The 12,937-nt window shown below is 66.0% G+C and carries 12 protein-coding genes and 2 pseudogenes; all 14 read right to left on the bottom strand.

Annotated features, from left to right (window positions below):
- Positions 1-28 precede the first annotated feature (28 nt).
- Positions 29-550 (bottom strand): annotated as a pseudogene (locus FFS62_RS23595) (methyl-accepting chemotaxis protein); the annotation flags it as partial.
- Between the two features lie 387 nt (positions 551-937).
- A pseudogene (locus FFS62_RS23590) lies at positions 938-1,996 on the bottom strand (cache domain-containing protein); the annotation flags it as partial.
- A gap of 185 nt (positions 1,997-2,181) precedes the next feature.
- Positions 2,182-2,943: an ABC transporter permease gene (locus tag FFS62_RS01095; RefSeq protein ID WP_137970974.1), complete on the bottom strand. Its 762-nt coding sequence runs from the start codon at positions 2,941-2,943 to the stop codon at positions 2,182-2,184.
- Complete coding sequence (locus FFS62_RS01090; RefSeq protein ID WP_137970973.1) at positions 2,940-3,872, bottom strand: ABC transporter ATP-binding protein; 933 nt, start codon at positions 3,870-3,872, stop codon at positions 2,940-2,942. The genes FFS62_RS01095 and FFS62_RS01090 overlap by 4 nt, the downstream gene beginning before the upstream one ends.
- Before the next feature lie 50 nt (positions 3,873-3,922).
- Positions 3,923-4,447 carry an SRPBCC family protein gene (locus FFS62_RS01085; RefSeq protein WP_137970972.1) on the bottom strand — a complete coding sequence of 175 codons (525 nt, stop codon included), beginning with the start codon at positions 4,445-4,447 and terminating at the stop codon, positions 3,923-3,925.
- A gap of 139 nt (positions 4,448-4,586) precedes the next feature.
- Positions 4,587-5,015, bottom strand: a complete 429-nt coding sequence (locus tag FFS62_RS01080) for a nuclear transport factor 2 family protein (protein ID WP_137970971.1) — start codon at positions 5,013-5,015, stop codon at positions 4,587-4,589.
- Positions 5,016-5,031: 16 nt separating this feature from the next.
- Positions 5,032-5,805 carry a DUF899 domain-containing protein gene (locus FFS62_RS01075; RefSeq protein WP_137970970.1) on the bottom strand — a complete coding sequence of 258 codons (774 nt, stop codon included), beginning with the start codon at positions 5,803-5,805 and terminating at the stop codon, positions 5,032-5,034.
- Between the two features lie 259 nt (positions 5,806-6,064).
- Positions 6,065-6,415, bottom strand: coding sequence for a YciI family protein (locus FFS62_RS01070; protein ID WP_137970969.1), 351 nt, complete (start codon positions 6,413-6,415; stop codon positions 6,065-6,067).
- An 89-nt stretch (positions 6,416-6,504) separates the two neighbouring features.
- Positions 6,505-7,740: an RNA polymerase sigma factor gene (locus FFS62_RS01065; protein WP_137970968.1), complete on the bottom strand. Its 1,236-nt coding sequence runs from the start codon at positions 7,738-7,740 to the stop codon at positions 6,505-6,507.
- A gap of 105 nt (positions 7,741-7,845) precedes the next feature.
- Positions 7,846-8,556: a histidine utilization repressor gene (hutC, locus tag FFS62_RS01060; protein WP_137970967.1), complete on the bottom strand. Its 711-nt coding sequence runs from the start codon at positions 8,554-8,556 to the stop codon at positions 7,846-7,848.
- 88 nt (positions 8,557-8,644) lie between these two features.
- Complete coding sequence (gene hutH, locus FFS62_RS01055; RefSeq protein ID WP_371920091.1) at positions 8,645-10,177, bottom strand: histidine ammonia-lyase; 1,533 nt, start codon at positions 10,175-10,177, stop codon at positions 8,645-8,647.
- A 10-nt stretch (positions 10,178-10,187) separates the two neighbouring features.
- Positions 10,188-11,018, bottom strand: a complete 831-nt coding sequence (locus FFS62_RS01050; protein WP_137970965.1) for a glycine betaine/L-proline ABC transporter ATP-binding protein — start codon at positions 11,016-11,018, stop codon at positions 10,188-10,190.
- Positions 11,015-11,866 carry a proline/glycine betaine ABC transporter permease gene (locus tag FFS62_RS01045; protein WP_137970964.1) on the bottom strand — a complete coding sequence of 284 codons (852 nt, stop codon included), beginning with the start codon at positions 11,864-11,866 and terminating at the stop codon, positions 11,015-11,017. Before FFS62_RS01045 ends, FFS62_RS01050 begins: the two co-directional genes overlap by 4 nt.
- An 81-nt stretch (positions 11,867-11,947) precedes the next feature.
- The gene (locus tag FFS62_RS01040) at positions 11,948-12,916 is read right to left on the bottom strand and encodes an ABC transporter substrate-binding protein (protein WP_137970963.1); all 969 of its coding nucleotides are present in this window, start codon (positions 12,914-12,916) and stop codon (positions 11,948-11,950) included.
- Between the last annotated feature and the right edge of the window lie 21 nt (positions 12,917-12,937).

Genomic DNA, 12,937 nt, shown 5'->3' with positions numbered 1-12,937 from the left:
GAGCGATGCAGGCTCGTAAAGGCGCGCCTCACTCGGTCCGGAAGCGCCCCACCAGCTGCTTGAGCGCACTGCTCAGCTCGCGCTGCTCGTGGGAGTACTGCTCCACCTCCATGGCCTGGCTGGAGACCTGGCTCACCGAGTCGTTGATGGCGACGATGTTCTGGTTGATGTCCTCGGTCACCAGATGCTGCTCCTCGGTGGCCGTGGCGATCTGCATGGTCATGTCGCGGATCATCTGCATGGCGCCCTCGATGCTCTCGAAGGCGCCCATCACCTCGCTGGCCAGCTCGATCGCCTTGCCGGACTCGCTCAGGCTGTGGTCCATGGTCGTCGTCACCTCGCTGATGCGGCTGACCAGCAGGTTGAGGATCTTGTTGATCTCGCCGGTGGAGTCCTGGGTGCGCTTGGCCAGGTTGCGCACCTCGTCCGCCACCACCGCGAAGCCGCGGCCCTGCTCGCCGGCTCGCGCCGCTTCGATGGCCGCGTTGAGGGCCAGCAGGTTGGTCTGCTCGGCGATCTGCTGGATGGTCGAGAGGATGTTGTTGATGCTCACCGTCTCGCGCTCCAGCTCCTGGATCACCTTGCTCGACTCGAGGATGCTGGCGCCCAGCTTGTTGACCCCCGCGGTGCTGCGGGCGATCACCTCCTTGCCGTTGCTGGTCGCGTCCAGGCCCTGCTTGGAGGCGTCGGCCGTGCGCACGCAGGTCTGCGCCACCTCGTTGGCGGCGGAGGACATCTCGGTCACCGCCGTGACGATCTGCTCCACCGCGCTCAACTGATGCTGCAAGCTGGCGGACATGGCCGTGGTGCGTTCGTTGGTCTGGCTGGACACGCCGTGCATGCTGATGGCGTTGTCCTTGATCACCTTGATCATCGCCTGGGTCGACTCGATGAACTGGTTGAACCAGTTGGCCAGCTCGCCGGTTTCGTCCTGGCTCAGCAGGTCCAGGCGGCGGGTCAGGTCGCCCTCGCCCTGGGCGATGGTGCGCAGGCCCTCCTTGACCAGGTTGATCGGGGTGACGATGCGGTTGGCGATGATCACCCCGGCGAGGCCGAACAGCAGCACCAGCACGGCGGAGACCACCAGGGTCTGCCAGGCCAGCTGCTGGGCGTTGGCGAAGATCTCGTCGCTCTGCATGAAGCCGATGAACTTCCAGCCCAGCTCCGGCGAGGTGTAGACGTTGGCCATGTAGTCGACGCCATCGATGCTAACCTCGATCAGGCCGTTGTCGGTCTGGGCGATGGTGGCGAAGTAGTCGCCCTTGAGCTCGCTGAGCTTCTTGAAGTTGTGCTCCGGCTGCTGGCCGTCGACCAGCACGGTGCCGCTGCTCTCCACCAGCATGAAGAAGCCGGTCTCGCCGAAACGGATCTTCTGCGTCATGTCGGTCAGTGCCTTGAGCGACACGTCCACCGCCACCACCCCGGCGAAGGCGCCGGCCTGGTCCTTGAAGCCCTTGAGCACCGAGACGTACACCGCGTCGTCCGGCTCCCAGTAGTAACCGTCGCGGCGCGCCAGGGTGAAGTTGGCGTTCTTGCCGATGTCGTACCAGGGCCGCTTACGCGGGTCCCAGTCGCCGTATTCGCCGGTACCCGGCCACTCCACATAGGCGCCATTGGTATCGCTCATGTAGACGTAGCCGAAGGTCGGGTTGTTGTTGCCGATGCTGGAGAAGTAATCGAACACCTGCTTCTCGCGGCCGCCATTGGCGGTGGCAACCTCGCTGGGTTTGCGCTTCTCGCCGAAGTAGTTGCTCAGCTCACCGCCGGCGGTGTCGCGCAGCGCGGGGTAGTCGGCCAGCGCCGAGACGGTGTGGCCGACCGAGTCGAAGAAGGTGACGAAGGTGTTGTCCACCAGCCGCACATCCAGGCTGCTGGCGTCGTGGAAGTGGGTCCTGGCCTGCTGCGTGACGTTGCGGATGGTCAGCAGCGCGACGATCAGCACGGGGACCAGGGTCGCCACCAGAAAGCTGGTCAGCAGTTTGCTCTTGATGCTCATGGCGGGAGTGTCTCTTGTTATCGGGGGGAGCTGGCGCAGGCATAGCGCGCCGCGAGCGGCGGCTGATTTCATACTAGGTAATCACCCGCGCTTTTGCGTAATAGCCCCTCGCGGCGCGCCCCGGTAGCCCTTCCCCACCATGAAAAACGGAGGCCGCAGCCTCCGTTCTTCTTTGCATCTACCCCTCAGTGGCGCAGCCGGTAACCGGTCTTGAAGATCCAGCTGACCACCAGCACGCAGGCCAGCAGGAAGCCGAGGATCATGCCGATGCTCAGGCCGAGATTCACATCGGCCACGCCGAAGAAGGCCCAGCGGAACGCGCTGATCAGGTACACCACCGGGTTGAACAGGGTCAGCTTCTGCCACAGCTCCGGCAGCATGCTGATCGAGTAGAAGCTGCCACCGAGGAAGGCCAGCGGTGTGACGATCAGCGCCGGCACCACCTGCAGCTTCTCCCAGCCATCGGCCCACACGCCGATGATGAAGCCGAACAGGCAGAAGGTGATCGCCGTCAGCAGCAGGAAGGCCAGGGCCCAGAACGGATGGGCCACCTCGAAATCGACGAACAGCGACGAGGTGGCGAAGATGATCAGGCCGAGGATTACCGACTTGGTGGCGGCCGCGCCGACATAGCCGACCAGGATCTCGAAGAACGACACCGGCGCCGACAGCAGCTCGTAGATGGTCCCCGAGTACTTCGGCATGTAGATGCCGAACGAGGCGTTGCCGATGCTCTCAGTGAGCAGCGCCAGCATGATCAGGCCCGGCACGATGAAGGCGCCATAGCTGACCCCGTGCACCTCGGTCATGCTCGAACCGATGGCCGAACCGAACACCACGAAGTACAGCGAGGTGGTGATCACCGGGGTGGCGATGCTCTGCAGCAGGGTGCGCCAGGTGCGGTGCAGCTCGAACAGGTAGATAGACTTGATGGCTTGCAGGTTCATGCGCGCTCCTTCTCATGGACCAGGCTGACGAAGATGTCTTCCAGCGAGCTCTCGCTGGACTGCAGGTCCTTGAAGTCGATGCCGTGCTGGGCCAGGTCCTTGAGCAGCTCGGCGATGCCGGTGTGCTCGCGCTGGGCGTCGAAGGTGTAGACCAGTGCATGACCCTCGTCGGCCAGCTCCAGGCCGTGGCCGGCCAGCTCGACCGGCACGCTGCCCAGCGGGTGCTTGAGCTGCACGGTCAGCTGCTTCTTGCCGAGCTTGTGCATCAGCACGTCCTTGTCCTCCACCAGGATGATCTCGCCCTTGCGGATCACCCCGATGCGGTCGGCCATCTCCTCGGCCTCCTCGATGTAGTGGGTGGTGAGGATGATGGTCACGCCGCGCTCGCGCAGGCGGCGCACCATGTTCCACATGTCGCGGCGCAGCTCCACGTCCACGCCGGCGGTGGGCTCGTCGAGGAACAGGATCGACGGCTCGTGGCTCAGCGCCTTGGCGATCATCACCCGGCGCTTCATGCCGCCGGACAGCTCGAAGATCTTGGCGTCGCGCTTGTCCCACAGCGACAGGTCCTTGAGCAGTTGCTCCAGGTACTGCGGGTTGGGCTTCTTGCCGAACAGGCCGCGGCTGAACTTCACCGTCGCCCAAACCGTCTCGAACACGTCGTTGACCAGCTCCTGGGGCACCAGGCCAATGGCCGAGCGCGCGGCGCGGTAGTCGGCTCTGATGTCGTGGCCGGCCACGCGCACCTGGCCCGTGCCCGGGTTGACGATGCCGCAGATGATGCTGATCAGGGTGGTTTTGCCGGCGCCGTTGGGGCCGAGCAGGGCGAAGATCTCGCCCTGGCGGATATCCAGATTGATGTTCTGCAGCGCCGGATGACCGGACTTGTAGGTCTTGCTCAGATTCTCGACGGAAATCACCGATTCCACGGTTACTCCTTAGCCAGGCAGCGGAAAGCAAAGGCGCGATTGTACTCCGCTCAGCTCTCCTCCACGCGCATGCGCAGCTGCTGCAGGCCCTGCTCGAAGTCGCCACCGACCATCTTGTCCATGTTGAACACCAGGCCCATGGCCTTGCCGATGAAGCCGTTGTGGCCGGTCATGCTCCAGCTCACGCGGGTGCCGCTGCCCTCGGGCTGGAAGCGGAACTCGGCCAGGTTGCTGGCGCGGAAGGGCTCGAGGAACTCCAGCTGGATCAGCACGCGCTGGCCCGGCTCGCTCTCGAGGATGGTCGCGCTGCCCTTGCCCACTTCCTTGTTGCCGACCCAGCGCTGGGTGGCGCCGACGCCGCGTTCGGCGCCCTCGTAGTCCACTTTCATGGCCGGGTCGCGCCTGGCCCAGGGCGACCAGTGCGGCCACTGATGGAAGTCCTCGATCTGCGCCTGCAGCGCGGCAGGCGGTGCCTGGATCAGCGCGCTGCGCTCGACGCGGAACTGGTCCGGGCGGCTGGCGACGAACACCGCCAGGCCGGCGACCAGCAGTACGACGACGATCAGAATGCTCATGCTCTTCTTTCCTTGCATTGGGGTTATCTCCTCGGTACAGCCTGTAGCCCGGATGCAATCCGGGGAAGTCATGCGCGGCAATTCCCGGATTGCATCCGGGCTACCGCTGCGCAGCCTCATGCACGGCCAAGGCCGCTCATCACGGCTGCAGTTCGAACAGCGCCTGGCCGCTCTCCGGGTCGAAGGGCGCCGAGAAGTGGTCATGCACGATGCGCCACTGCCCGCCGATGCGCCGGTAACCCTGGGTCACGCGCATCCAGCAGTTGTGCGTGTTGCCCTCGTTGTCGGTGCCGCCGCAGTGGCAGAGGAAGTGACCGAAGCCGACATCGCCCTCGCCCCACTGCTGCAGCTGGTGCACCTCGAAGGTCATCGGCCCCTGACACATCTCCAGGCAGTTCTTCCAGTGCGCCTTGTACACCTCGCGGCCCTTGAACTGCAGTTGCAGGATGGCATCGAATGCCACCAGATCCTCGGCGTAGTGGCCAAGGATGGCATCGACGTCGCGGGCCTTGTTGGCCGCTTCCCAGCTGGTGGTGAGGGCCTTCAGTTCGCTGTTTACGGTGCTCATGAATCTCTCCTCGCGCTCAGGCGCAGCAGTCGTGGCGGGCCGCAGTCGCGCCTTCGTATTGGTCGTGCAGGCGGGTCCAGTTCATACCCTTGCCATCCACGTTGGCCATGCCGCCCCAGCCCTCGCCACGGCCGAACGGCGTGAGGTCGAGGTAGTGGTAGGCGTTCATCAGCATGTCCAGGCCGCGGGCATAGGTGGAATAGGTGTGGAACACCCGCTCGCCGTCGCGCAGGAACACGCTGGCGCCGGGCAGCTCGCCCTTGATCATGTCCAGCTGGCCCATGCGTTTGAGCTCGGCCTCGTCCCGATAGTTGTACTCGACCGGCGCCTGGCTGGCGTCGATGGTCACGTGGAAGTCGTAGTTGAAGCGACTGCCGAACGACGAGTACCAGGGCAGGTTCCAGCCCATGCGTCTTTTGAAGGCTTCCAGCTCCGCCAGCGGCGCGTTGGAGACCAGCACCAGGCTGGTGTCGCGGGCATGCAGGTGGGCCAGGTGGCCGATGTTGTCGGCCAGGAAGGAGCAACCGGGGCAGCCTTCGCCTTTGTCGCGATGGAACATGAAGTGGTAGACGATCAGCTGGCTGCGCCCGGCGAACAGATCGGCCAGGCCGACCTCGCCTTGCGGTCCGGTGAAGCGGTAGTTCGCCTCGATCTCCACCATCGGCAAGGCGCGGCGCTGGGCGTTGAGCGCATCGCGCTGGTGGGTCAGCGCCTTCTCCTGGGCGAGCAGCTGCAGGCGGGCGGCCAGCCACTCCTCGCGGCTGGCGACTTGCGGGTAGTCAGGATTCATCGTTGTTCCTCCTCGTGGCAGCGCGGCGGCAGCCGAGCCACAGACCAATGCCGCCGGCACCGGCGACGCTGACGCCGCCCAGGGCCAGGGCGGCCAGACAAAATGGGCACACGACTTCAGAACCTGTTGAAAGGCTGCTGCGCGTCGGGTCTGCTGCGTTAAAAACAGTCTCAGAATGCTCATTTACTACTCGTAAACTGCGCTTCTTCCCCTGTTTTTGCCTTGCATACCTCTAGCTCGCGAGCCTTTGAACAGGCTCTTAGCCCTCGAGTTGCAGCTGGCGCACCGGCCGCACTTCGACGCTGCCGACCCGCGCGGCGGGAATGCCGCCGGCGATCTGCAGCGCCTCGTTGAGGTCGCGCGCCTCGATCAGGTAGAAGCCGGCCAGCTGTTCCTTGGTCTCGGCGAAGGGGCCGTCGGTGATGCTCAGCTTGCCGCCGCGCACGCGCACCGTGGTGGCGGTGGCCACCGACTCCAGCGGTTCGGCGGCCAGCATGCGGCCGCTCTGCTGCACGCTCTGGAAGTAGTCGAAGCACTCGCCGTCGCGCGGGCTGTCCGGCGAGTTGTGCAGGATGTTCTCGTCGCTATAGATCAGGCACAGGTATTTCATCGCTCTCCTCCCTGGCAGCGGAAATCGCTGCTGTCACCTTCTGGTCGAGCGGCACATCGACGATTCGACAGGGCCGCGCAAAATATTTTTCAGGCGTCCGGCAACTCGGCCAGGCGGCGCTCGAGAAACTGCCGGTCCATGCCCTGCTGGCTCAGCTGCAGCGCCCGCCGATAGGCACTGCGCGCCTCGTCCCAGCGGCCCAGGCGGCGGTTGAGGTCGGCGCGGGCGGCATGGGCCAGGTGGTAGTCGCCCAGCTCGCCACGTTCGAGTATGGCCTCCACCTGGCGCAGCCCGGCGTCGGCGCCGTCGCGCATGGCCAGGGCCACGGCGCGGTTGAGCTCGATCACCGGCGACGGGTTGGCGGCCAGCAGCACCTCGTACAGGCCGACGATCTGCGCCCAGTCGGTGGCCTCGACGCTCGGCGCCTCGGCGTGCACGGCGGCGATGGCGGCCTGCAGGCAGTAGGGGCCGATCTCGCCGGAGGCGAAGGCGGCCTGGATCTGCGCCTCGCCTTCGGCGATCAGTTCACGGTCCCACAGGCTGCGGTCCTGTTCCTCCAGCAGCACCGGCAGGCCGTCGGCATCGCTGCGGGCGGCGCGCCGCGACTCCTGCAGCAGCATCAGCGCCAGCAGGCCGCGCACTTCGGCCTCGGGCAGCAGCTCACAGAGCAGGCGACCGAGGCGGATGGCCTCGGCGGACAGGTGCTGGCGGGTCAGCTCGTCGCCGCTGCTGGCGAAATAGCCTTCGTTGAACACCAGGTAGACCACCCGCAGCACCGCCTCCAGGCGCTCGGGCAGCTCGCTGCGGCCGGGGACTTCATAAGGGATGCGCGCGTCGCGGATCTTGTTCTTGGCCCGCACGATGCGCTGGGCGATGGTCGGCGGCGTGGCGAGGAAGGCGCTGGCGATTTCCTCCGTGGTGAGGTCGCAGATCTCGCGCAGGGTCAGCGCCACCTGGGCGTCGGGCGCCAGGGCCGGGTGGCAGCAGGTGAAGATCAGGCGCAGGCGGTCGTCTTCCAGATGCTCGCCATCCCAAGCCTCGCCGCCGGCCGGCTCCTCCACATCGTCGAGGGCCTGGAAGCGCGCCTGGCGGCGCAGCTGGTCGATGGCCTTGAAGCGCCCGGCGGATACCAGCCAGGCCCGCGGATTGTCCGGCACGCCCTGCTCCGGCCACTGTTCCATGGCGGCGCGGAAGGCCTCGTGCAGGGCCTCCTCGGCCAGATCGAAGTCGCCCAGCAGGCGAATCAGGGTGGCCAGCACCCGGCGCGATTCCTCACGGTACAGGCGCTCCAGCGCCAGCTCGAATTGCTTCGCTTGTCGATCCATCGTCTCGTCCGTTGGCACGGTAGACCCCAGAGCCTAACCACTGAACGCGGGATAAGAAACCGGATCGACGGGCGGTCGCCAAGCGAAGCGCGTCAGCGAAACGCGTTAACGCCGCTTCATGCGCGAGCGCAATTTATAGCGAGCGCCGGGGTGAATCAGGCGGGCGTAGCTGATCAGATGCTCGTCGGACCAGGTGCGGCGGATCATCGACAGGCACGGCGAGGCGGCGTCGATATCCAGCCAAGCGGCGGTCTGTGCGTCCACCAGCACCGCCTCGACCACGTGCTCGACATCGGATATCGGGCAGCTGGCCACCAGCACCTCGTTGGGCGTGTGCTGGGAGAAGTCGCTGTCCAGGTAGTGCGGCACCCAGCGCGGATTGACGAAGCGGTCCTCCAGCTGGATCGGCACGCCGTCCTCGCGGTGCACCAGGATGCTGCGGAACACCTGGGCGCCCAGGCGCAGGCCGAGGCGCAGGGCCACCTCGTCGTCGGCCTCGATGGCCTCGCAGCGCAGCACGTCGTTGCTATAGGCGTGGCCGCGGCCGCGCACCTCGCTGGCGATATTGAGCACCTCGTGCAGCGAGGACTCGGCCTTGCGGTCGGTGACGAAGGTGCCGAGGCCGGCCTGGCGCAACAGGTAGCCCTGCTGCACCAGGTTGTTGATCGCCTTGTTGGCGGTCATGCGGCTGACGTCGAAGTCGCGGGCCAGCTGTTCTTCCGGGGGAATCTGGTGGTTGACCGGATAGGCGCCGCCGCGGATGCGCTCGAGCAGGAAGTCCTCGATTGCCTTGTAGCGCGGGGTATTGCTGGTCACGGCAGCTCCTTGAGGATCGGGGCCTGCATGATAACGCCCGCCGCGTCGCTCGGCAGCGGCCCGTCGAGCAGGACGGAGCGGAACGGGCTCATTGCATGCCGCCAATCGCGCTCAGGATGACATCCAGACTGGCAGCATCGTCGAGCAGCGCCACGCTGCTGGCAATGTCCGGCGCCAGCCAGCGATCCTCTTCGTAGGCCGGAACGCGTTCGCGCAGCAGCCGCCAGGCGGCACCGGTGCCCGCACCGAACGCCTGCTCGCGGTGAAACTCGAAGGCCTGGGCGGCCAGCAGGTATTCGATGGCAAGAATGCGCGTGCAGTTCTCCAGCGCCTTGTCCAGCTTGAGCGCGGCGCTGGTGCCGAGGCTCAGATGGTCTTCCTGCAGGCCGGAGGTGACGAAGTTGTCGACCACCGCCGGCTGCGCCAACTGACGGTTCTCGGCGACCAGGGCCGCCGCCACGTACTGGGCGATCATCATGCCCGAGTTGACGCCGGGGCGGCTGACCAGGAACGCAGGAAGACCGCTGACCAGCGGATTGACCAGGCGATCCACCCGCCGTTCGGCGATGCCGCCCAACTCGGCCACCGCTATCGCCAGCAGGTCGGCGGCCATAGCCACGGACTCGCCATGCGGGTTGGCCTGGGAAACCACTCGATAGCTGTCCGGCGTGCCCAGCAGCAACGGGTTGTCATTGGCCGCGTTGAGCTCCCGGTCGACCTGGCTCGCCGCGTGCGTCCATTGATCGCGGCACGCGCCATGCACCTGCGGAATGGAGCGGATGCTCAGGGCATCCTGGGTGCGGATGCCCCGGCTGGCGGCAATCACCTCGCTGCCCGCCAGCAGGGCGAGCAGATTGGCGCCCACCGCCTGCATGCCGGGGTGCGGCTTGAGCGCGATGATCTCGGGATCGAAAGCCGCGATCTGTCCGCGCAGGGCCTCGAAACTCATGGCGCCGATCACATCGGCCCAGCGCAGCAGGCGCTCGGCGTCGGCCAGGGCCAGGCAGGCGAGCCCGGTCATGCAGGGCAGGCCGTTGACCAGGCACAGACCGTCCTTGGCGCCCAGCTCGATCGGCCGCAGGCCTTCGGCGGCCAGCGCCTCGCGGGCGGGCACCACCCGGCCGCGATAGCTGACCTCGCCGACACCCAGCAGGGCGATGCCGACATGGGCCATATGGGTCAGATAGCCTACCGAGCCCTGGGACGGCACCCGCGGGGTGATGCCACGCGCCAGCAAGGCCAGCAGGGCTTCGACCACCTGGCGCTGCAGGCCGGACTTGCCATGACTGTAATTGGCAATGGCGCAGCAGATGATGGCGCGGGTCTGCTCATCGGCCAGCACCGGCCCGACGCCACAGGCGTGGCTGAGCAGGGTGTTGCGCGACAACGTGGCGAACTGCTCGGCGCTCAGCACCACCTCGCTCAATGCGCCGAGGCCGGTGCTGATGCCATAGGCACGCTCGCCGCGAGCGACGATGCGCTCGACGATGGCGCGCGCATTATCGATGCGCGCCCAGGCCGCGGGGCTCAGCGCCAGCGGTGCGCCGTGCCGCGCCACCGCCACGACCTGGCGCCAGGTCAGTGGCGCATCGCCCAGTAGAACGCTCTCGGGGTACGGCATCATGGCACTCCTAGACATGGGCCACGCGGCGCTGGACGAATCGATCGACGTAGTCGTCGGCAGGCTGGTGGAGGATTTCCTTCGGCGTGCCGACCTGGATCAGCTGACCATCCTTGAGGATGGCGATGCGGTTGCCGATGCGCACCGCCTCGTCCAGATCGTGGGTGATGAAGACGATGGTCTTGTGCAGGGTCTTCTGCAGCTCCAGCAACTGGTCCTGCATGTCCGCGCGGATCAGCGGGTCGAGGGCGCTGAACGCCTCGTCCATAAGGATGATCTCGGTGTCCGCCGCGAGCGCCCGGGCCAGGCCAACGCGCTGGCGCATGCCGCCGGAGAGCTGGTGCGGATAGGACTTCTCGTAACCCTTGAGGCCCACCGTGGCGATCCAGTGCAGGGCCCGTTCATGGCAGTGCGCCTTGCTTTCGCCGCGCACCTTGAGGCCGTAGGCGACATTGTCGAGCACGGTCCGGTGTGGCAGCAGGCCGAAGCTCTGGAACACCATGCTGATCTTCTTGCGGCGGAACTCGCGCAGCGCCTGCGGGCTGTAGCGCAGGATGTCCTCGCCATCGACCAGGATCTCGCCGCTGGTGGGGTCGGTCAGGCGGTTGAAGTGGCGTACCAGGGTCGACTTGCCGGAGCCGGACAGGCCCATGATGACGAAGATCTCCCCGGCAGCGATGGACAGCGACAGGTCGTTGACCCCAACCACGCACTTGGTCGCGCCCAGCACCTCGGCCTTGCTCTTGCCCTGCTGGATCATCGCCAGGGCCTCGTCGGCACGCTGGCCGAAGATCTTGAATACGTTCTTGACGACAATCTTGCTCATGTTTGCGTCACTCACTGGTCGGCCTGATGGCGGGGACGGCCATAGGCCTGGGTGATGCGATCGAAGACCACGGCCAGGATGACGATGGCCAGGCCGGCCTCCAGGCCCTTGCCGACGTTCAGCGTCTGGATACCGATCAGCACGTCTTCGCCGAGGCCACGGGCACCGATCATCGAGGCGATCACCACCATCGACAGAGCCATCATGGTGGTCTGGTTGATGCCCGCCATGATGCTCGGCAGGGCCAGTGGCAATTGCACGCCGAACAGTTGCTGCCAGCGATTGGCACCGAAGGCGTTGATCGCCTCCATCACTTCATGGTCGACCTGGCGGATGCCCAGATCGGTGAGACGGATCAAGGGCGGCGCGGCATAGATCACCGTGGCCAGAATCGCCGGCACCTTGCCCAGGCCGAACAGCATCAGCACCGGGATCAGGTACACGAAGCTGGGCATGGTCTGCATGATGTCCAGCAAGGGCATCAGCACGGCGCGCAGACGGTTGCTGCGCGCGGCGAGCACTCCCAGCGGAATGCCGACCAGCACCGAAATGGCGGTCGCCACCAGCATCAGCGCCAGGGTCTGCATCAGCTTGTCCCACAGGCCGACGGCGCCGACCAGGAACAACAGGCCGGTGATCAGCAGGGTCGGCAGTACGCGTCGGGTGGCGTGCCAGGCAATGCCGGCGACCACCGCCAGCACCAGCCACCAGGGCGCGGCGCGCAGCGTGCCTTCGAGGTAGATGATGGCCCACAGCAGGGTGTCGGAGATATGGCGGAATACGTCGCCGTATTGGGTCACCAGGGTATCGACCCAGCCGTTGACCCAGTCGGCGATGGAGAAGGTAAAGCGTTCGGGAAACATGGCGCACCCTCACTAGTGGTTCGTAGGCGAGGACGCGTGCCCTCGCCGCCCCCGGCCGACGCCGGGGCATGGATCGACTCGTCAGAGCGCGGCGTCGACTTTCTTCGCCGCGTCTTCTGCGACCCAGGCATGCCAGACTTCCGGGTGCTCCTTGAGGAACAGCTTGGCCAGCTTGTCCGACGACAGCTTTTCCTTGGCCATCCGCGCCAGGCTCTGGTTCAGCAGGTCGATCGGCAGGTTGACCTTCTCCAGGACGGCCACCAGCTCCGGCGCCTCGTCGTGGAAGACCTTGGACAGGCCGACCTGAATGGTCACGTCCTTGTTCACCCCGGCCTTTTCCTCCAGCTTGACCAGGTCGGCCTGGCCCATCAGCGGCGTCGGCGACCAGTAGTAGAAGAGAATCGGCTCGCCACGGCGATAGCTGGACAGCACCGCGGCATCCAGTGCCGGACCGGTGCCCGGGCGGAAGTTGGTGAACTTGTCTTCCAGGCCGTAGCTTTTCAGCATCTGGCTGTTGTCCAGCTCGCAGGTCCAGCCCGCCGGGCAATTGTAAAAACGCCCCTTGTCCGGCTCCTCGGGATCGCGGAACAGCTCGGCGTACTGGCCCAGGTCGGCCACCCCCTTGAGCTGGGGGGCCTTGGCTTGCAGTCCGCGCTGACTATCGCCCTCGATCACGTAACGCGGCACATACCAGCCTTCGGTGGCACCGACGATGGGCGCCCCCACGCCAACCACCTTGCCGGCCTGGGCGGCCTTGTCCCATGCATCGCTGCGACCAATCCATTCCTCGGCGAACACCTGGATATCGTTGCTGCCCAGGGCCTGCTCCATGGTGATGGAGTTGCCCGGCAGGCTGTCGGTCTCGCAGCCGTAACCATGCTGGAGGATGAATTGCATGATGTCGGTCAGCAGCATGCCGCTCTCCCAATTGAGCCCGGCGAACTTCACCGGCTTGCCGGATTCGCACCAGCCCGCGGCCTGTGCCGACACGGTACCGGTGAGCAGCCCGAGGGCGAGCAGAGCGGAGAGCAGAGTCTTGTTGTTGTGCATGTGAACCTCCGATAGGGGTAG

It is taken from the genome of Pseudomonas sp. F(2018) (assembly GCF_005508865.1).
GTDB lineage: Bacteria > Pseudomonadota > Gammaproteobacteria > Pseudomonadales > Pseudomonadaceae > Aquipseudomonas.
The sequence above is the reverse complement of the archived record's forward strand: the minus strand, read 5'-3'. Positions and strand labels throughout refer to the sequence as shown.